15 protein-coding genes are annotated in these 19,544 nt (G+C 67.0%); 6 read left to right on the top strand and 9 right to left on the bottom strand.

Going from position 1 to position 19,544, the window contains the following annotated elements; all coding sequences use genetic code 11:
- Positions 1 to 41: 41 nt before the first annotated feature.
- The 6 genes from NXY83_RS07790 to argC are packed head-to-tail and all read right to left on the bottom strand — an operon-like array spanning position 42 to position 6,040.
- On the bottom strand, positions 42 to 572 hold the full coding sequence (locus NXY83_RS07790; RefSeq protein WP_258805511.1) for an arginine repressor: 531 nt from the start codon (positions 570 to 572) through the stop codon (positions 42 to 44).
- Positions 572 to 1,573 carry an ornithine carbamoyltransferase gene (argF, locus tag NXY83_RS07785; RefSeq protein ID WP_258805510.1) on the bottom strand — a complete coding sequence of 334 codons (1,002 nt, stop codon included), beginning with the start codon at positions 1,571 to 1,573 and terminating at the stop codon, positions 572 to 574. The genes NXY83_RS07790 and argF overlap by 1 nt, the downstream gene beginning before the upstream one ends.
- Positions 1,570 to 2,847: an acetylornithine transaminase gene (locus tag NXY83_RS07780; RefSeq protein WP_258805509.1), complete on the bottom strand. Its 1,278-nt coding sequence runs from the start codon at positions 2,845 to 2,847 to the stop codon at positions 1,570 to 1,572. The genes argF and NXY83_RS07780 overlap by 4 nt, the downstream gene beginning before the upstream one ends.
- Entirely contained in the window at positions 2,844 to 3,803 is a 960-nt protein-coding gene (gene argB / locus NXY83_RS07775; RefSeq protein ID WP_258805508.1) for an acetylglutamate kinase, read from the bottom strand. The genes NXY83_RS07780 and argB overlap by 4 nt, the downstream gene beginning before the upstream one ends.
- A 42-nt stretch (positions 3,804 to 3,845) precedes the next feature.
- Entirely contained in the window at positions 3,846 to 5,012 is a 1,167-nt protein-coding gene (gene argJ / locus NXY83_RS07770; protein WP_258805507.1) for a bifunctional glutamate N-acetyltransferase/amino-acid acetyltransferase ArgJ, read from the bottom strand.
- Positions 5,009 to 6,040: an N-acetyl-gamma-glutamyl-phosphate reductase gene (argC, locus tag NXY83_RS07765; protein WP_258805506.1), complete on the bottom strand. Its 1,032-nt coding sequence runs from the start codon at positions 6,038 to 6,040 to the stop codon at positions 5,009 to 5,011. The genes argJ and argC overlap by 4 nt, the downstream gene beginning before the upstream one ends.
- Positions 6,041 to 6,172: 132 nt before the next feature.
- On the opposite strand from argC, the gene NXY83_RS07760 reads away from it, so the two are divergent.
- From NXY83_RS07760 to NXY83_RS07750, 3 genes are all read left to right on the top strand, one after another.
- Entirely contained in the window at positions 6,173 to 7,138 is a 966-nt protein-coding gene (locus NXY83_RS07760; RefSeq protein ID WP_258805505.1) for a quinone oxidoreductase family protein, read from the top strand.
- Positions 7,139 to 7,325: 187 nt separating this feature from the next.
- The gene (locus tag NXY83_RS07755; RefSeq protein ID WP_258806105.1) at positions 7,326 to 11,261 is read left to right on the top strand and encodes a Pls/PosA family non-ribosomal peptide synthetase; all 3,936 of its coding nucleotides are present in this window, start codon (positions 7,326 to 7,328) and stop codon (positions 11,259 to 11,261) included.
- Between the two features lie 17 nt (positions 11,262 to 11,278).
- Positions 11,279 to 12,640, top strand: coding sequence for a M1 family metallopeptidase (locus NXY83_RS07750; protein WP_258805504.1), 1,362 nt, complete (start codon positions 11,279 to 11,281; stop codon positions 12,638 to 12,640).
- 5 nt (positions 12,641 to 12,645) lie between these two features.
- Here the strand turns inward: NXY83_RS07750 and NXY83_RS07745 are convergent, their stop codons facing one another.
- Genes NXY83_RS07745 through pheS form a run of 3 tightly spaced genes read right to left on the bottom strand, consistent with a single transcriptional unit; the run spans position 12,646 to position 16,960 of the window.
- Positions 12,646 to 13,314, bottom strand: coding sequence for a 4'-phosphopantetheinyl transferase family protein (locus tag NXY83_RS07745; RefSeq protein WP_258805502.1), 669 nt, complete (start codon positions 13,312 to 13,314; stop codon positions 12,646 to 12,648).
- 38 nt (positions 13,315 to 13,352) lie between these two features.
- Positions 13,353 to 15,896 carry a phenylalanine--tRNA ligase subunit beta gene (gene pheT, locus NXY83_RS07740; protein ID WP_258805500.1) on the bottom strand — a complete coding sequence of 848 codons (2,544 nt, stop codon included), beginning with the start codon at positions 15,894 to 15,896 and terminating at the stop codon, positions 13,353 to 13,355.
- Between the two features lie 2 nt (positions 15,897 to 15,898).
- The gene (gene pheS / locus NXY83_RS07735; protein ID WP_258805499.1) at positions 15,899 to 16,960 is read right to left on the bottom strand and encodes a phenylalanine--tRNA ligase subunit alpha; all 1,062 of its coding nucleotides are present in this window, start codon (positions 16,958 to 16,960) and stop codon (positions 15,899 to 15,901) included.
- 199 nt (positions 16,961 to 17,159) lie between these two features.
- Between pheS and NXY83_RS07730 the strand changes: the two genes are divergently transcribed.
- From NXY83_RS07730 to NXY83_RS07720, 3 genes are read left to right on the top strand one after another with little or no spacing between them, the layout of a single operon-like run.
- Positions 17,160 to 17,696, top strand: coding sequence for a hypothetical protein (locus tag NXY83_RS07730; protein ID WP_258805498.1), 537 nt, complete (start codon positions 17,160 to 17,162; stop codon positions 17,694 to 17,696).
- Between the two features lie 2 nt (positions 17,697 to 17,698).
- Positions 17,699 to 18,370: an SIMPL domain-containing protein gene (locus tag NXY83_RS07725; protein WP_258805497.1), complete on the top strand. Its 672-nt coding sequence runs from the start codon at positions 17,699 to 17,701 to the stop codon at positions 18,368 to 18,370.
- Between the two features lie 46 nt (positions 18,371 to 18,416).
- Positions 18,417 to 19,541 carry an Rv2578c family radical SAM protein gene (locus NXY83_RS07720; RefSeq protein ID WP_258805496.1) on the top strand — a complete coding sequence of 375 codons (1,125 nt, stop codon included), beginning with the start codon at positions 18,417 to 18,419 and terminating at the stop codon, positions 19,539 to 19,541.
- Positions 19,542 to 19,544: the final 3 nt, after the last annotated feature.

Here is a 19,544-nt window from a genome sequence, read left to right as displayed (position 1 = left end):
ATGCTCCTTAGTGGGGGGTGTGTAGATGTTTGTCTTCAAGCTTATTGCCCGGCTTCCTCGGCCAGTTGCAGGAAGCGGGCCGCGAGGTCAGGGCCTCCCAGCGGGTCCCGGGACACCAGCAGCACGGTATCGTCACCGGCGATGGTGCCCAGGATGGACGGCATCACCGAGTGGTCGATTGCCAGGGCCAGGAAATTGGCGGCACCGGGCGGAGTCCGAAGGACCACGATGTTGGCCGAGGCTTCGGCCGTCACCAGCAGTTCGCTGCAAAGCCGGGCCAGCCTCGCGTCCAGGATTTCCTGGCTGATCCCGCTTTTCGCGGCCCGTTCGCCGCCTTCGCCGGGAACTGCGTAGACCAGGACGCCCTCTTTCCCGCGCACCCGGACTGCCCCCAGTTCCACCAGGTCCCGTGACAGGGTTGCCTGGGTGACCTGGACGCCGTCATCCGCGAGCAGTGCCGCCAGCTCCGCCTGCGACCGCACTGACTGGCCCGTCAGGATGGCGGTGATGCGCGCCTGGCGGGCAGTCTTGGTGGCCGGGCTGGAGCCCGGGGACACGGGTTGGGCGGACACTAGAACGTGCTCTCCCCTGTGCCTTCAACGGGAGAAAGACCGTCGACGAATGCCAGGTTGGACTGGTGCAGGAGCCAGGCCATCAGGGCTTTCTGGGCGTGCAGCCGGTTTTCCGCCTCGTCCCAGACGATGGACTGCGGGCCGTCGATGACGCCTGCCGAGATTTCGTAGCCACGGTAAGCGGGCAGGCAGTGAAGCACGACGGCGTCATCCGCTGCCTGCCCCATGGCGGCCTCATCCACGGCGTAGTCCCGGAAAAGCTGCATCCGGGCTTCCTTCTCCGCTTCCTGCCCCATGGACACCCAGGTGTCCGTGGCCACCACGTCCGCGCCCTGCAGCGCCTCGGCCGCGTCCGTGGTGATCAGGACCGAGCCCCCGGTCATCGCGGCGCGCTCCCGGGCGGCAGCGACAATGTCCGTGGCAGGAAGGTAGCCTTCCGGCCCGGCGATGCGGACATGCATTCCGGCGGTAACCCCGGCCAACAGGTAGGAGTTGGCCATGTTGTTGGCGGCGTCGCCGAGGTAGCTCATGGTGAGCCCCTTGAGTTCGCCCTTGTGCTCCTTGACCGCCAGCAGGTCTGCGAGGAGCTGGCAGGGATGGTAATCGTCGCACAGCGCGTTGATTACGGGCACTTTCGAGTTTTCCGCCATCTTCACAAGGCCTGCGTGGGGTCCCGTGCGCCAGACAATGGTGGACACCATCCGTTCCAGGACCTTCGCGGTGTCCTCCACGGATTCCTTGTGGCCGATCTGTGCCTCGCCCGGGTTGATGATGAGGGCGTTGCCGCCCATGTCCGCAATGCCCGTGGCGAAGGAGACCCGGGTCCGGGTGGAGGTCTTGTCAAAGATCACCGCGACTGTCTTGCGGCCGCCTCCGTCGGCGGCGAAGGGCTGGATGCTGTAGGGCGCGGCCTTCATGCGCGCCGCAAGCTCCAGGACCTCTGCCTGCTCGGCGGGGCTGAGGTCGGTGTCCTTGAGGAAGTGCCGGGTTGCGCTGGTCACGATGCGTCCTTAGCTGTCTGGAGGATCGCCGGGAAGGCGGCGATGAACGAGTCTGCCTGTGCCGTGGTCAGGACCAGCGGCGGTGCCAGGCGGATGGTGCGCGGTCCCGGACTGTTGACGATGAAACCGGCGTCCAGGCCCGCCTGTACTACGGCCGGCGCCACGTCGGCATCAAGGTCGAAGCCGATCAGCAGCCCCTCGCCCCGGACCTCGGTGACGCCGGGGAGTCCTGCCAGCGCAGAGCGAAGGTGCTCCCCCACTGCAATGACGTTGGCCAGGACCTGCTGGTTTTCGATTGCGTGCAGTGTGGCGAGGGCGGCCGCCGTCGCTACCGGGTTCCCGCCGAACGTGGTGCCGTGTTGCCCTGCTGACAACAACGACGACGTCTGCCCGCCCATCGTGACGAGGGCACCGATAGGGAAACCGCCGCCGAGGCCCTTGGCGAGCGTGACCGCATCGGGCATGATTCCGGAGTCCTCGCTGGCAAACCACTTACCGGTGCGGCCGATGCCGGTCTGGACCTCGTCAAGGATCAGCAGGGCGCCCACCCTGGCGGTGAGCTCCCGCGCTGCCCGGAGATAGCCGGGCGGCAGGGGGCGCACGCCCGCCTCGCCTTGAATGGGCTCCAGGAAGACTGCGGACACGGTCTCGTCAACAGCGTCCTTGAGCGCCTCGACGTCGCCAAACGGGATGTGCACCACACCGCCGGGCAGCGGCTCGAACGGCGCCCGGTAGGCTTCCTTGGCTGTCAGGGCAAGGGCGCCCATGGTGCGGCCGTGGAAGGCACCTTCGAGGGCAATGATTTTGGTCCGCTTCGTGTCGCTGCCACCGGAGTTGCGGCGGGCGAGCTTGAAGGCGGCCTCGACCGCTTCAGTGCCGGAGTTGGTGAAGAACACCTTGGAACCCGCCGGTGCTTGAGCCAGGGCCAGGAGCTTTTCGGCCAGGGCTATCTGGGTGGGGCTGGTGAAGAAGTTGGAGACGTGGCCCAGGGTGGACAGCTGGCTGGCGATGACCGAGGTTACGAACGGATGGGCGTGCCCCAGCGCGTTGACGGCGATGCCGCCCAGCAGGTCCAGGTATTCCTTGCCGTCGGCGTCCCAGACCAGGCAGCCGGCGCCGCGGACCAGGACGCGCTGGGGCGTGCCGAACACACCCATCAGGGAGCTGGAGTAGCGGGACAGCCACTCCGAGCCCGCGTGCCCGCTGGTTTCAAAGAGTTCCGTCAACGGGGTTTCGACCAGCTCAACCACCGGAGCCTGCTGATTCTCGTTCATGCGTTGGTCTCCTCATCGGGAACAACCTGGGTGCCAATTCCGGCGGTAGTGAAAGTTTCAAGAAGCATGGAGTGGGGCAGGCGCCCATCCACGATGTGCGCCCGTTCCACACCCTCGTCGATGGCTTTGAGGCACGCAGCCATTTTGGGAATCATGCCGGATTCGAGTCTCGGCAGCATCTCCCGAAGTTCAGCGGCGGTGAGGGAGGAAATCAGCGACGATTTGTCCGGCCAGTTGGCGTAGAGGCCTTCGACGTCGGTCAGGATCACCAGCTTCGAGGCACCCAGTGCGGAGGCCACGGCAGCGGCAGCGGTATCCGCGTTGACGTTCAGCACCTGCCCGGTGGGCTGGAAGCGGGCCGCCCCGGCCACGCCGTCGCCGCCGTCGACAATTTCCGGGGCCACTGTGGAGATCACCGGGATGCGGCCGGCGCCGAGGATGTCCACGATGCCTGCGGGGTCGACGCCGACCACCTCGCCAACCAGCCCCAGGTCCACTTCTTCGCCGTCCACGACAGTCCCGGTGCGGACGGCACGCAGCAGGCCGCCGTCCTCGCCCGACATGCCGACGGCGTAGGGACCGTGGGAGTTGATAAGTCCTACGAGCTCGCGGCCCACCTGACCGGTCAGGACCATCCGGACCACGTCCATTGCTTCCGGCGTGGTGACACGGAGTCCGCCCTTGAATTCCGATTCGATGCCAAGCCTGCCCAGCATCGAGTTGATCTGCGGCCCGCCGCCGTGGACCACCACCGGATGGATGCCCACATGGTGGAGGAACACGATGTCCTCGGCGAAGGCGCGGCGCAGTTCATCATTGACCATGGCGTTGCCACCGTACTTGACCACCATGGTGGTACCGGCGAAGCGCTGGATCCAGGGCAGGGCCTCGATCAACGTTCCAGCCTTTGCCTGGGCGTCGGACATGCTGGTGGTCTCGCGCGTCTGGGTGTTCATGCTGTCACTTCCGCAGAGGTTCCGGTAAAAGGTCCAGGGTGCCTAGCTGGAGTAGGCACTGTTCTCGTGCACGTAGTCGTGCGTGAGGTCATTCGTCCAGATGGTGGCCTCGGCTCCGCCTGCCTGGAGGTCGATCTCCACCAGGACCTCGCGCGGCTCCAGGTCCACCAGGCTCCGGTCGTCCCCGATGCTGCCGTTGCGGCAGATCTGGACACCGTTCATTGCCACGTTCAGTTTGTCCGGCTCAAAAGCGGCATCGGTGGTGCCCACCGCGGAGAGCACCCGGCCCCAGTTGGGGTCCTTGCCGAAGATGGCGGCCTTGAAGAGGTTGGACCGGGCAACGGAACGGCTGACGGTCTCGGCGTCTGCCTCACTGGCTGCGTTGAAGGTCCGGATGGCGATGTCATGGCTGGCGCCTTCGGCATCGGCAATGAGCTTCCGGGCCAGCTCCGCGCACACCTGGGTCAGGCCGGCGGCGAAGGATTCGGCTGACGGTACGGCCCCGGAGGCGCCGGAGGCCAGCAGGACCACGGTGTCGTTGGTGGACATGCAGCCGTCCGAGTCGGCACGGTCAAAGGTGACGCGGGTGGAATCGCGGAGGACAATGTCGAGCAGTTCCCGCTCCACCACTGCGTCAGTGGTGAGCACCACCAGCATGGTGGCCAGCCCGGGGGCCAGCATGCCGGCGCCCTTGGCGATCCCGCCGATGGTGAATTCCTGGCCGTCGGCGTCCGTGCCGATGAACAGCGCCGACTTGGGCACCGAGTCGGTGGTCATGATGGCGGTTCCGGCCGCGGGGCCGCCATCGGTGCTGAGGGCAGCGGCTGCAGCCTCCACGCCGGGGAGGATCTTGTCCATGGGGAGCTGCTCGCCGATCAGGCCCGTGGAACAGACAAAGACGTCCGTGGCCGAGATGCCCAGGACTTCTGCCACCTTCTCGGCAGTGCTGTGCGTGTTCTGGAAGCCGGTGGGCCCCGTGCAGGCGTTGGCACCGCCGGAGTTGAGGACTACAGCGTCCACCCGCCCGTCGGAGACCACCTGGCGGGACCAGTGGACGGGAGCGGCGGCCACCCGGTTGCTGGTGAAAACGGCTGCGGCGGCCTTTTCGGGTCCATCGTTGACCACGAGTGCCAGGTCCGGATTGCCGGAGGCTTTCAGTCCGGCGGTAACGCCGGCGGCCCGGAATCCCTGGGGTGCGGTGATTGTCACGGGGCTACTCCCTGCAGGTTGAGGCCGGCGGTTTCCTGCAGGCCAAGTGCGATGTTCATGGACTGGACGGCGCCGCCGGCAGTTCCCTTGGTGAGGTTGTCGATGACGCAGGTGACGATCACGCGGCCGGTGTGGGCATCGAAGGCCAGCTGCATCGCCGCGTGGTTCGATCCCTGTACCGACTTGGTGCTGGGCCACTGGCCCTCGGGGAGCACATGGACAAAAGGTTCATCGTCGTATGCATCGGTCCAGGCCTGCCGCAGCTGCTCAGCCGTGGTTCCGGGTTTTACCCGGGCTGTTGCCGTGGTGAGGATGCCGCGGCTCATGGGGGCGAGCGTGGGCGTAAAGGAGACGGTCACCTGCACGCCGGCGGCATTGGAAAGTCCCTGTTCGATCTCCGGCGTGTGGCGGTGTCCGCCGCCCACTCCGTAAGGGCTCATGGAACCCATGACTTCGGAACCGATCAGGTTCACCTTCGCGGCTTTACCGGCACCCGAGGTGCCGGACGCGGAAACGATGACGACGTCGTCGGGCTCCAGGAAGTGGGCCGCGAACCCGGGCGTCAAGGCCAGCAAGGCCGACGTGGGGTAGCAGCCGGGCACGGCGATGCGCGTGGCGCCCTTGAGTGCCTCGCGCTGGCCCGGGAGCTCCGGGAGGCCGTAGGGCCAGGTTCCGGCGTGCGCGGAGCCGTAGAATTTCTCCCAGGCCGAGGGATCCTCCAGGCGGTGGTCCGCGCCGGCGTCGATCACGACGGTCCCTTCCGGCAGCTGCGCGGCGATCCCGGCGGAGGCACCGTGCGGCAGGGCGAGGAAGACGACGTCGTGGCCGGAGAGGTTCTCCACCGTGGTGTCCTCCAGGATGCGGCTGGCGAGCCCGTGCAGGTGGGGCTGCAGTTCGCCAAGCCGGGACCCGGCGTTGCTGTGGGCAGTGATGGCACCGATGGTGATGTCCGGATGGCCGGCCAGGAGGCGGAGGACCTCTCCCCCGGCGTAACCGCTGGCGCCCGACACTGCAACAGAAATAGTCATGCCTTCGACTATACAACAATACTTATGCATTGGTGCCGATATTTATGCATGGTTTGTCGGCCGCGGCGGGACTGTCCCTAGGATGGGTGCAGCAGCCGGAGCCGGAAAGGCCGGGGCCGGGAAAGGGGAGCAATGACGCACGCAATCGTCGCACGGCAGGCAGGCGGACCGGAAGTCCTGGCATATGAAGAGGCCGAGCGGCCTGTTCCAGGGCCCGGCCAACTGCTCCTGAAGGTGGGGGCAGCGGGCGTCAACTTCATCGACACGTATAAGCGCAGCGGCACCTACAAGGTTCCCTACCCGTTCATTCCCGGGTCAGAAGCCGCCGGCACCGTCGAGGAAGTGGGTGACGGCGTTACCGGCTTCGTCCCCGGCGACCGGGTGGCCACAGCGGAGGGCATCAACTGCTATGCGGACTACGCCCTGGTTGACGAAGCAAAGGCATTGCCCGTACCCCCGCACCTGGACGATGCAACGGCTGCTGCCCTGCCCTTGCAGGGAATGACAGCCCATTTCCTCATCAACTCCACATTTAAGGTGGAAGCGGGGCACAGGGTCCTGGTTCACGCCGGCGCCGGCGGAGTGGGCCTGCTCCTGATCCAGCTGCTCAAGGACAAGGGTGCTGAGGTGGTCACCACCGTTTCCACTGATGAAAAGGAGCAACTGGCCCTCGACGCCGGCGCGGACCACGTGCTGCGGTACGGCGGCTTCTCCAAGCGGGTCAGGGAGATCACAGGCGGTGCGGGCGCCGACGTGGTCTACGACGGCGTCGGCAAAGACACCTTCGACGGTTCGCTGTCTGCCTTGCGTGTCCGGGGGACGCTGGTGCTCTTCGGCGCCGCCTCCGGCCCCGTCCCCCCGCTGGATCCGCAACGGCTGAATGCCGGGGGCTCGCTGTTCCTGACCCGTCCCACTATCGCCCACCACCTTCAGGACGCCGCGGAACGGCGCTGGCGTTCGGACGAGATCTTCGCTGCCGCAGCCCGTGGCAGCCTCAAGGTTCGAATCGGGGCCCGATATCCATTGGTTAGGGCCGCCCAGGCGCACCGGGACCTGGAAGGGCGGCGCACCACCGGCAAGGTGATCCTGGTTCCGTAGCGCCCGGCCTTACGTAAACAGCAGGCGAACGGCGCGCCTGCGGGAAGGGAACGGCCGTTACTCAGGACATCTTCCGTTCACCTGGTGCAGGGAGAATGCCCGGGTGACTCAGCAGCAGGTCCCCCTTGAGGACGTCCGTCCCGCCCCGGCGCCGGGCAGCACAACGCCAGCCAGTGAGGTTCCTTCCCTGGAACAGCCTTCGGCGGGTGCCCGCACCTACCCGACCCAGCTGCCGGGGTCCGGCGCCACTCCCCCGGTCCGGACGCTGATCGACATCCTGCAGGACACTGCTGCACGTTTTCCCGACGCTTCTGCCCTGGATGACGGCCACCGCTCCCTCAGTTACTCGCAGTTGATGGATGAAGTCCGGGCGGCGGCCAGGCGGCTGCACCAGGCCGGGTTCGGCGCCGGCGACAGGATCGGCGTGCGGATTCCGTCCGGGACCAACGAACTCTATGTCTCCATTCTCGCCGTGCTCCTGGTGGGAGCGGCCTACGTTCCGGTGGACGCGGACGATCCCGAGGAGCGTGCCCGGCTGGTCTTTGGCGAGGCCCAGGTGGCGGGCGTCCTGGAAGCCGGCGGCCTGCTCCAGGTATCCACCCCCGGCGGTTCCAGCCGTACCGCTCCTTTTGCCGGTGCCCGGCCCCCCGTTCCCGACGATGACGCCTGGGTTATCTTCACGTCGGGCTCCACGGGAACACCCAAAGGCGTCGCTGTCCAGCACCGCTCCGCCGCGGCCTTCGTGGACGCCGAAGCAAGGATCTTCCTTCAAAACGAGCCGCTCGGCCCACAGGACCGGGTATTGGCAGGACTCTCGGTGGCCTTCGACGCGTCCTGCGAAGAGATGTGGCTGGCCTGGCGGCACGGCGCCTGCCTGGTACCCGCTCCGCGGGCGCTGGTCCGCACCGGCATGGACCTGGGCCCCTGGCTCATCAACCACGGAATCAGCGCCGTTTCCACCGTCCCCACGCTGGCAGCGCTGTGGCCTGCCGAAGCCCTGGAAAACGTCCGCCTCCTGATTTTTGGCGGAGAGGCATGCCCGCCCGAGCTCGCCGGGCGCCTGGCCGTGCAGGGGAGGGAAGTCTGGAATACGTACGGCCCCACGGAGGCAACCGTGGTGGCATGTGCGGCACCCCTCGGCGGGCCGGGCCCCGTGCGCATCGGACTGCCGCTGGATGGCTGGGACCTCGCCGTCGTTGACCGGCATGGGGTGCCGGTAGCTGAAGGCGAAGTGGGTGAACTGATCATCGGCGGCGTCGGCCTGGCACGCTACCTGGACCCGGCCAAAGACGCTGAGAAGTACGCGCCCATGCCGAGCCTGGGCTGGGCACGCGCCTACCGGTCAGGAGACCTGGTTCGTTACGAGCAGGCAGGCCTGGTCTTCGAGGGGCGCGCGGACGAGCAGGTGAAGCTTGGCGGGCGCAGGATTGAGCTGGGCGAGATTGACGCGGCCCTGCAGTCCCTCCCGCAGGTGGCAGGTGCTGCTGCTGCGGTCCAGACGACGGCTGCCGGGAACCAGATCCTGGTGGGCTATCTGGCTCCGGTTTCCGGACAGGAACTGGACCTTGCCGCTGCCCGGAACCAACTCGCAGCCAGCCTGCCGGCAGCACTGGTTCCGCTGCTCACGGCGGTGGAAGCACTGCCCACGAAAACCAGCGGCAAGGTGGACCGCCATGCCCTGCCGTGGCCCTTGGCCGGGACCGGCGCAGCAGAGGCCGACACCGCGCCGCTGAACCTGCCGGACGATGCCGCCTGGATCGTGGAGCAGTGGAGCGCCGTCCTTGGCAGTCCCGTCACCTCCCTCGATGCCGACTTCTTCGCGTATGGCGGCGGTTCCCTGTCAGCCGCCCAGCTGGTGTCCGCCCTCCGGGCGCGGTACCCCACCATCACGGTGGCGGATATTTACGCGACGCCCCGGATCGGAGCCTTGGTTGAGCTGGCACGGCAATCCCGGCCCGGTGGCACTGCGGTCCCGGCTCCCGGGCGCGCCATTCGGCCAACGGCCAGGAAGTCCCAGGTCTTCCAAACCCTGATGGGGGTTCCGCTGCACATCCTGGTGGGCATGCGATGGCTGACCTACGTCATGGCGGCAAACAATATCCTGGCCGCATTGGCCGGTTTCAGCGCTGCACCCACTGTTTCCTGGTGGTGGGTGGGAGCATCCTGGCTGGTGTTTGTCAGCCCGGCCGGGCGGATGGCAATTTCTGTCGGTGCCGCCAGGTTCCTGCTGCGCGGGGCAAGGCCCGGCACGTATCCGCGCTCGGGACGGGTCCATCTGCGGCTGTGGCTTGCTGAACAGATCCAGGACCTGGCCGGGGCCATCAGCCTCGCCAGTGCGCCGTGGGTCCCCTACTACGCCAGGGCGCTCGGAGCGAAAATAGGCAAGGATGTCCAGCTCCATTCACTGCCCCCGGTGACCGGCCTGCTGTCCCTGGGCAACGGAGCAAATGTCGAGCCCGAGGTGGATCTCTCCGGCTGGTGGATCGACGGTGACAGCGTCCACATCGGCGCCATCCGCATCGGCTCCGGGGCCACGGTAGGGGCCCGCAGCACGCTGATGCCTGGCGCCTCCGTTGGAGCCGGCGCCCAGGTGGAGGCGGGATCCGCAGTAGTGGGCAAGGTAAAAGCGGGCCATCTGGCAGCGGGTTCTCCCGCCCGGCGGCAGGGTAAGGCGAAACGTTCAGCGCCGGCTACCCCTGTCCAAAACCCAGTCACCGCCCGGCTCTGGTTTGTCGGGTTCGCGGCAGCTTCGGCCGTCCTGGCCATGATCCCGTACCTGTCCGCCGCCGCCGCGCTCTGGGTGGCCTTCCTCTTCATCCAGGGCAGCACCTCGCTCTCCGGTGCCCTGCCACAGCTGCTCGTGGCGCTTCCGCTCTCTTCCCTGGCATGGTTCCTCACCAATGCGGTGCTGGTCCTCGCCGCTGTCCGGTTGCTGAGCATTGGGCTTACCGAGGGGTACCACCGGGTACGCAGCCGCACCGGCTGGCAGGTCTGGGCCACCGAGCGCGTCATGGACCTCGCCCGGGAACTGCTGTTCCCGATCTACGCCAGCCTTTTCACGCCCGTGTGGCTGCGGCTGCTGGGTGCGAAAATAGGCAGGAACGTGGAGGCATCCACCGTGCTGCTGATTCCCTCAATGACCACCGTGGGCGAGGGGGCGTTCCTCGCCGACGACACCATGGTTGCCTCCTACGAACTGGACAGTGGCTGGCTCCGGGTGGCCCCCGCCAAAATCGGCAAGCGTTCCTTCCTGGGGAATTCGGGAATGACGGCCGCAGGACGGAGCGTGCCCAAGAACTCCCTGGTCGCAGTCCTCTCCACGACCCCCGCAAAGGCGAAGTCGGGCACATCCTGGCTGGGCAGCCCGCCCGTCAGGCTGCGGCGGACCGCCATCGCCTCTGACCACGCCCGGACGTTCCAGCCCCCGCTGAAGCTAAGGGTGGCCCGGTCCCTCTGGGAGCTGGGAAGATTCCTGCCGGTCATGCTCACCGTCGGAATAGCAGCCGGAACCATGCTTGCCTTTGACTGGCTGGCGGCGGCTTTCAACTATGGGGTGGCGGCCATCCTCAGCGGCATCGTTATGCTCGTGGCCGGGGCGGTGGCGGCCGGCGCGTCAGTGCTCGCCAAATGGGTCCTGGTGGGACGGATCCGTCCCGGCGAGCACCCGTTGTGGAGTTCCTTCATCTGGCGCAACGAAGTGGTGGACACTTTCATCGAACTGGTCAGCGCGCCCTGGTTCGCCCGGGCTGCAACCGGCACACCTGCCCTGGTGTGGTGGCTGCGTGCACTGGGCGCCAAGATCGGGTCCGGCACCTGGTGCGAGAGTTACTGGCTGCCGGAGGCCGACCTGGTGACCCTGGGCCGGAATGCCACGGTGAACCGCGGCTGCGTGGTGCAGACGCACCTGTTCCACGACAGGGTGATGAGCATGGACACTGTTACGCTCGAAGACGGGGCAACCATGGGCCCGCACGGAGTCATCCTTCCGCAGGCCAGTGTTGGCGCCGGCGGAACCGTGGGCCCTGCGTCCCTGGTGATGCGCGGCGAAACGATCCCCGCCGCAACGTACTGGATGGGCAATCCGGTCAGTCCGTGGCGCGGGCCCGCGGCACACCCTGACTAAGCGACCAAAGGTTTTCCATGAGTTCTCCAGCATCGACCGCCGGTGGCCCTGTCCCCGCCTACGGCGGCGCAGCCGCGGACCCGTACCTGCCCGGGTCCGGCAGCACCGCCTACCGGGTGGACCGCTACGAACTCGAGCTTGACTACAAAGTCAGCAGCAACCGGCTCAGCGGCAGGGCGGTTCTGCACGGCGTAGTCCTTGTGCCGACGTCGGCCATTGTCCTGGACCTGGCCGGCCTGCGGGCCACCAAGGTGCAGCTCGACGGCCGGAAGACCGCACGGTTCAGCCAGCGGCGGGAGCAACTGGTGGTCAGTGCGCAGGCTGCACTGCAGCCGGGGCAGGCCTTCACCCTTGAGATCCGATACGAAGGCAGTCCCTCGCCTCGGAAGGGCCTGTGGGGCGAGGTGGGCTGGGAGGAACTGTCCGACGGCGTCCTGGTGGCCAACCAGCCGAACGGGGCGCCTTCCTGGTTCCCCTGCAACGACCACCCCCGGGACAAAGCCAGCTACCGGTTCACCGTCACCACGGACGCGCATTACCGTGCCGTCTGCAACGGCCTCCTGCAGTCCCGAACCACCCGCTCAAGCCGGGAGACGTGGGTCTACGAGCAGGCGGAGCCCATGCCCACCTACCTGGCCACCGTGCAGATCGGCCGTTACGGGCTGCTGGAACTGGAAACGGGAAAGCACGTTGCCCAGGTGCCGCAGTCCGTGGCGGTGGCGCCCGGCCTGGCGGAGCGTGCCCGGCTTGGGCTGGCACTGCAGCCCGCCATGATGCGGACCTTCATCAACTGCTTCGGCCCGTATCCGTTCCCCGGCTACACGGTGGTGGTGACGGAGGACGAGCTGGAAATCCCGCTGGAAGCCCAGGGCATGTCCATCCTGGGGCCCAACCATCTGGACCAGGACTGGGAATCGCAGCGGCTGATAGCCCACGAACTGTCGCACCAGTGGTTTGGAAATTCCCTGACGGCCGCATCCTGGCAGGACATTTGGCTGCACGAGGGCTTTGCCTGCTATTCAGAATGGATCTGGTCCCAGGAAGCCGGGATCATGTCCGTGGCCGCCCGCGCCGATGCCGCCTGGCGCCGCCTGAAGGCGGACGCACAGGACCTCCTGGTGGGCGACCCCGGGCCGGAGCACATGTTCGATGACCGGGTTTACAAGCGGGGGGCACTGGCCGTGCACGCCGTCCGGATGGCATGCGGAGACCTCGCCTTCTTTGCCCTGCTCCAGGGATGGCTCACGCAGCACCGCCACGGGTCAGTCTCCACGCATGACTTCTTTGTGGCGGTGGACAGGGCAACTGACCTTGACGCCGAGTCGTTGCTGCACCCGTGGCTTTATGAGGAAGTCCTGCCACCCCTCCCCGCGGGGTAAGGGCATCAGGCGGAAAGCGCGACGGCGGCCGCAAGGTAGGCGGGCAGCCCGCTTTCAGCCGGGTCGAGGTCCCTGAGCTCCCGGCGCGCCAGGACGTCCACGCCTGCCGGTGCAGTGCGGAGTCCGTCCCCGTTCATCTTCAGCCAGGCTTCCTTCCGCGCCCACAACCGTGCCCTCGCCGCAAGCAGCGGGCTGTCCGTGAGGTGCCTTACGGTGCGTTTCTCGGCAGCGGTGAGGGCCACATCCGTAAAGCCGTCGAAGCCGGTGCGGGCCGGATCCTCCACGTCCACTCCCAGCCGAAGTTCCGGCGCGGGGGCAGTCACGGCGGCGAGCAGTGTCCAGCCGTCCGCCCGGGACAGGCTGAGGGCCACCGGTGCCGGCACCCCGTCCACCAGGTAACCCGGCCGGCCGTGGCTGACATTGGGTCCCGCGCCACAGCGGAGGCAACTGTAGGTGGCTGTCAGATGCGTGGCTGGCACAGCCAGCAGTTCTGCAACGAACAGCCGCTGCGCAATCCGCCCCGCCAGGAACCGGTCCCGGGCCGCCGGTGCCATGGCCCGCGCCCTTGCCAGCTCGGGCCCGTCAAGCATGTTTTCTGCATCAGGCAGGACCGTTCCGGCTTCCCGGGGCAGCAGAAAGGGCGGGACGGCACGCACCACAAGCTGCGACACCATGCACCCGCCCTTTCAGGAGCTGCCCGCCGGAACGGCTGCTAGCGCTGGACGGCCCCGAACCGTTCGCCGGCCAGTGCTACCGCACTTTCACGCGCGGCGGAGGCTTCGTCAGCCGTCAGCGTCCGGTCTGCGGCCCGGAAGCGCAATCCGAAGGCCAGCGACTTCTTGCCTTCTTCAATGCCCTTGCCTGCGTAGACGTCAAAGAGTGCGACGTCCTCCAGGAGTTCGCCGGCGCCTTCGCGGAGCGCGGCCAGGACGTCATCCGCCGGCACTTCTGCCGGAACCACAAGAGCCACGTCCTGGGTGGCCACCGGGAACCCGGAAATATGGCGGGCCACAATCACGTCCGGCGCGGCCTCGAACAGCGCGTCAGCGTTGACCTCAAGGGCCACGGACCGGGCAGGCATATCCGAGGAAGCCAGCAGCTTGGCGTGCAGTTCTCCGGCGTAGCCCACCACTTCCCCGGTCCTCAGCTCCAACCGGGCGGTACGGCCGGGATGGAATGCCTGGTGGCTGCCTTGGGTGACCACCACTTCAACGCCCAGGACGTCGCCGGCAAGGCGTGCGATATCCAGCGCATCAGCCCAGTCCCATGCCCGCGGGGTATGGGCTGCGGCGGCCGGCGAATCGTGTCCGGTAAGGACGGCGGCGAGGTGGAAGGGCTGTGCCGGGACGCCGTCGTACAGCGCGTCCAGCACGTCGTCGGCGGGCTTGGCGCCGAGTGGCGGGATGGAGTCGGTGCCCATCCCTTCAGCAGGCAGGAACACCAGGCCGGACTCGAAGAGTGCCAGGTCGCGGAAGCCGCGGGAATGGTTGCGCTTGGCGACTTCGATCAGGCCGGGCAGGATGGAGGTGCGCAGGAAGCCCTGCTCCTCGCTGATCGGATTGGCCAGCTTGACGGCGCTGCGGGCAGCACCCTCTTCAGGGATGCCGAAGGTGTCGTTGGCCGCCTTTGAGACGAACGGGTAGGACAGCACCTCGGTGAGGCCGGCGTCCGCCAGGGCCTGGATCAGGCGGCGGCGCTGCTGCTGGACCCGCGTCAGGCCGCGCCCGGGGGGCGCAACGGGAAGCGTGGCGGGAATCTTGTCGTAACCCACCAGCCGGGCGATTTCCTCGGAGAGGTCCTCCTTGGTCTCCAAGTCGTTCCGCCAGCTCGGGGCAGTGACGCTCCAGCCGTCGTCGTTCTTCACCACTGCGGCGCCCAGGTCCGCCAGGGACGTGACGATCTGCTCTTCGGTGAAATCGATGCCGATCCGGGCGGCAGCGAAGGATGAAGGGAGCTGGATGGTGACGGAATCAGGAGCAGTCCCGACGTCGGTTCCCGCCTCGTCTGCCGTGCCGCCTGCAAGTTCCACCAGCAGGTCGGCTGCCCGCTGGGCGGCGATGTTGGCAACCTGCCAGTCGACGCCGCGCTCGAAGCGCTTTGACGCCTCCGACGGAAGTTTGTGTCGCCGGCGTGAACGGGCGATGGAGACTTCCTCGAAGTGGGCAGCCTCGATCAGCACCGTGGAGGTGGCGTCCGAGACCTCGGTGGCGGCTCCGCCCATGACACCGGCGACGCCGATGGGGCCCGAAGCGTCGGTGATCAGCAGGTCCTCCGGGTCAAGGGTGCGCTGCTTGCCATCGAGGGTGGTGAGCTTCTCTCCCGGCACGGCGCGCCGAACCACGATGTCGCCCGACAGCTTCTCCTGGTCGTAGAAATGCAGCGGCTGGCCAAGTTCCAGCATCACGTAGTTGGAGATGTCCACGGGCAGCGAAATGGAGCGGATACCGGCGAGCCGGAGCCGGGACGTCATCCACGGCGGAGTTGGCCTGGTGGCGTCCACGCCGCGGACGGTGCGGGCCACGAAGCGGTCGCAGCCGGGCTTGCCGTAGATAGGCGCGTCGTCGTTGATCTTGACGCCATAGCCGCCGGAAAGTTCAGCCGGGGCCTTCACTTTGCCGGCCGGGTCCGTGAATGTGGTTCCGGTGGCATGGGCGTACTCGCGGGCCACGCCGCGAATGGAGAAGGCGTAGCCGCGGTCCGGAGTCACGTTGATTTCCGCTGCCTGGTCATAGAGGCCCAGGAGCTCCATCGCATCAGTGCCGATTTCCGGGTCCAGGCCGACGCGCGAGAGCACCAGGATGCCGTCATGGTCCTCGCCGATGCCCAGCTCGCGCACAGAGGCGATCATGCCGGCCGACAGGTGGCCATAGGTTTTCCGCGCAGAAATGTGGAAGTTACCGGGCAGCACGGCGCCCGGAAGCGTCACCACCACCTTGTCGCCTTCCACGAAGTTGTGGGCGCCGCAGATGATGCCCTGCACGCCGGACGGGTCGATGCCGTCGCCGGTGAGGGTCTGTTCCTGGCCCTCGGGGACAACCCGGACCTGGCACCAGTTGATGGTCTTGCCGTTGGTCTGCGGTTCCTTGACCAGGCTCAGGACCTGGCCCACCACGATGGGCCCCTGCAGGGTGTCCGTGGGACGGTGGACGTCCTCTTCTTCGAAACCGACCTTGACCAGCTCGGCCATGACGTCTTCGGCCGTTGCCCCGGCCGGTACCGCTGCGAATTCACGCAGCCAGGAAAGTGGGATACGCACTGTTAGATCTCCATCCCGAAGTGCTCGCTGAAACGTACATCGCCTTCGATCATGTCGCGCATGTCCCCCACCTCATTGCGGAACATGAGGGTGCGTTCGATGCCCATGCCGAAGGCAAAACCTGAATAGACGTCCGGGTCGATGCCGGCTGCCCGGAGGACATTGGGGTTGACCATGCCGCAGCCGCCCCACTCGATCCAGCGCGGGCCGCCCTTGGCGCCGGGGTGCCAGATGTCCAGCTCGGCTGAGGGCTCGGTGAAGGGGAAGTAGTTGGGGCGCAGCCGGATCTGGGCTTCGTCGCCGAACATCTGCCGGGCGAAGTGCTCCAGGGTTCCGCGCAGATCCGCCATGCTGAGGTTGCGGTCGATGGCCAGGCCCTCGAACTGGTGGAACACCGGGGTGTGGGTGGCGTCGAGTTCATCGGTGCGGAAGACCTTGCCCGGGCACAGCACATAGATGGGCAGTTCGCGTTCCAGCATGGAACGGACCTGTACCGGGGAGGTGTGCGTGCGCATCAGCAGGTGAGCTTCGGGCGGCTCCACGAAGAAGGTATCCTGCATTTCCCGGGCCGGGTGGTCCGGTTTGAAGTTCAGTGCATCGAAGTTGAACCACTCCGATTCGACCTCGGGGCCTTCGGCGATTTCCCAGCCCATTCCCACGAAGATGTCCGCAACGCGGTCCTGGAGGGTGGACAGCGGGTGCCGGGCACCGGCACGACGGCGGCGCGGAGCGGCCGTAACGTCCACCGTCTCCTCGAGGAGGATCCGCGCGTCGTTCTCTGCCTCAAGCTCTGCCGTGCGGTCGGCAAGCGCCTTGTTGACACGGCCGCGGGATGCGCCCATCAGTTTTCCGGCGAGCGCCTTCTGGTCTTTCGGCAGCCGGCCGATTTCGCGGTTGGCGAGGCTCAGCGGGGACTTTTCTCCCGTATGCGCGAGCCTCACCGCCTTCAGGTCGTCAAGGGTGCCCGCACCGGCAATGGCGGTGATGGCCTGGTCTACAGCGGCGTTGATGGCGGCTTCATCCGTGGGGTTCGGAATGGCTGCGCCCGGCAAAGTTTCAGTCATCTACTGTTCTTAGCTAAGAGTCGTGGCTGCCGGCGAGCAGAGCGGCCCTGCACGGTCTCCCGGCGGCGCGTCCGTCACTGGCAGGTCATGGATGAATGTCCTCAATTTCAGTTCATTCAATGACCAGGTCAGGGCTCACCGGCAAAACCGGCGGCCACTGCCCTCCAGTCTAATTGAACCCTCCGGCTACCATGGCCTCATGACACTGCGGCAGCGTCCGGGATCCCTACCTCCACTTTCCGCTGGGCAGCGGCTGAGGCAGGCCGCGAACCTGGTCAACGGCAGTACGTTGCTGGGCGTGGCTGTGGCAGTTGCCGCACGTGCCCGCCTCAGCAAGGGACCACGTGGCCTGCTCCTTGCCGGGGACTACAGGTGGCAGTTGCCCTTCGCCCGGGCATTTACGCTGGGGAACGTGGTGCTCTGCCGGGGCCCGGCTGAGGACCTGCTGTCCCTGCCCGGGCTGCTGCGCCACGAGGAAAAGCACTGCACGCAGTACGCCTGGTGCCTGGGAGTCCCTCTCATCCCGCTGTATTTTGTTGCCGCCGGCTGGTCCGTCGTGCGGACCGGCAATCCGGGGACCGCCAACGTCTTTGAACGGCAGGCCGGCCTGGCCGCTGGAGGTTACCCTTCCGTGGACGCCGCTCACCTGGGCCGCAGGAGGGTCTTTCCCCCGAGGCCTGTGTGGCCGTCCATGCCGGGCCGGAGGCCCACCCGCTTTCCGGAAAGCCGGGGCTGATCATGGGCCGGGAGAACAAGGAGCAGGTTGGAGCAGCAGGCACCGTCACTGTGACGGGGGCAGGATGGGCAGAAGCGGCCCCGGATGTGATGCTGGTCTCCATCGGTGTGGAATGCCGCGACAGGTCGGTTGATGCTGCCTATTCTGCCGCGGGCGCAGATTTGGCGGCAGTTGCGGACGTATTCCGCAGCCGTGGCGTTGCTGCCGCGGACATCCGCACAACCGGCCTCACGGTGCGCGCCGACCTGGTCTGGCGCGAGGGCGAAGGCCAGCAGGTTGCGGGTTATATCGCCGTCAGTTCCCTCAGTGTCCGCCTTCTGGATGTGGGGACTGCATCGGGCACCATAGCCGACGCAGTCCGGGCCGGCGGCAACAATGTCCGGCTCAACAGCCTCCAGCTGACCCTTTCGAATGACTTCGCAGTCAGGGAGCAGGCGCGCGCAGCCGCGTGGCAGGATGCGCTCCAGGCCGCCCGCCAGTTCGCCGGCCTGGCTTCAGCCACGTTGGGGCAGGTAGTTTCCGTGACGGAGCATAGCCCCGGGCAGGGTCCGGCACCGCTCGCAGGGATTCAGCGTGCCAGTGCGGTGGAAAGTGTCGCCATTGAACCGGGCGAAAGCAGGGTGGATTCCGCCGTGACGGTGGTCTGGGAGCTGCAGCCAGGGCTGCCGGCCTGAGGAATGCCGTCTTGACTTAAATTCGAACATGTCTTCGAATAGGTCTATGAGATGGGACGCACAAGCATTGGTGCCGGCACCCGCGCAGGAAGCCAGCGGCCCTGTGCCGGCGCTCCTCCCCCTTGCCGGGCTGGTCCGCTCGGTGACCACGCCCGACTTCGCCGGCATCACGTTTCATGAGGTGACCGCAAAATCGGTGCTTAACAGGGTTCCCACCGGTTCGCGCATGCCGTTCGAGTGGACCGTCAACCCCTACCGGGGCTGCAGCCACGCGTGCGTTTACTGCTTCGCCCGCAAAAGCCACACGTACCTGGACTTCGACGCCGGCCTGGACTTTGACAGTCAGGTGGTGGTCAAGGTCAATGCGGCCGAGGTCCTCCGCAAGGAACTCGCCAAGCCATCCTGGTGCCGCCAGCAGGTGGCACTGGGCACCAACACGGACCCTTACCAGCGGGCCGAGGGGCGGTACCGCCTGATGCCCGGAATCATCTCCGCCCTTGCCGACTCGGGCACACCCCTCTCCATCCTCACCAAGGGCACCCTGCTGGCGCGGGACATTCCGTTGCTGAAGAGTGCCGCCACCCAGGTGCCGGTGGGTCTGGGCATATCGCTGGCCATGACCAACGAAGCCCTTTCCGAAGCCATCGAGCCTGGCACGCCCGGACCCCGGGCGCGGCTGAAGCTCGTGTCCCGGCTCCGCGAGGCCGGCCTGCCCTGCGGTGTGATGGCCATGCCCATCCTCCCGTGGCTCTCCGACAGCGACGAAGCATTGGATGCGCTTTTCGCTTCCCTGGCTGCCGCGGGTGCCACGGGCGTCACCGCCGGGGCGCTGTACCTGAAGCCGGGAACCCGTGAATGGTTTATGAAGTGGATTGCGGCGAACCATCCGGAGCTGGCCGGCCGCTACCGGCGCCTGTACGAAACGGGCTCTTATGCGTCCAAGGAGTACCGCAGCTGGCTGGCGGGAAAGGTCCGCTACTTCAAGGCGCGGCACGGATTTTCCCATTCGGCTGGTTTCAGCCATCGGGACCTGGACGATCCGCGCGGCGAGGAAGCGGAATACCCGGCAGGCATCATTCCGGAGGCTCCTGCGGGCGGCCTTGCCCAGGGCAGTGGACCCGCAGGCGGACAAACAGGCCAGGCAACCCAGGGGTCCCTTTTCCAGCTTTAGGTC

Origin of the sequence: Pseudarthrobacter sp. NS4 (genome assembly GCF_024758005.1) — a bacterium.
Lineage (GTDB): Bacteria > Actinomycetota > Actinomycetes > Actinomycetales > Micrococcaceae > Arthrobacter.
Note: the sequence above shows the minus strand (reverse complement) of the source record. Positions and strands in the feature narration are given on the sequence as shown.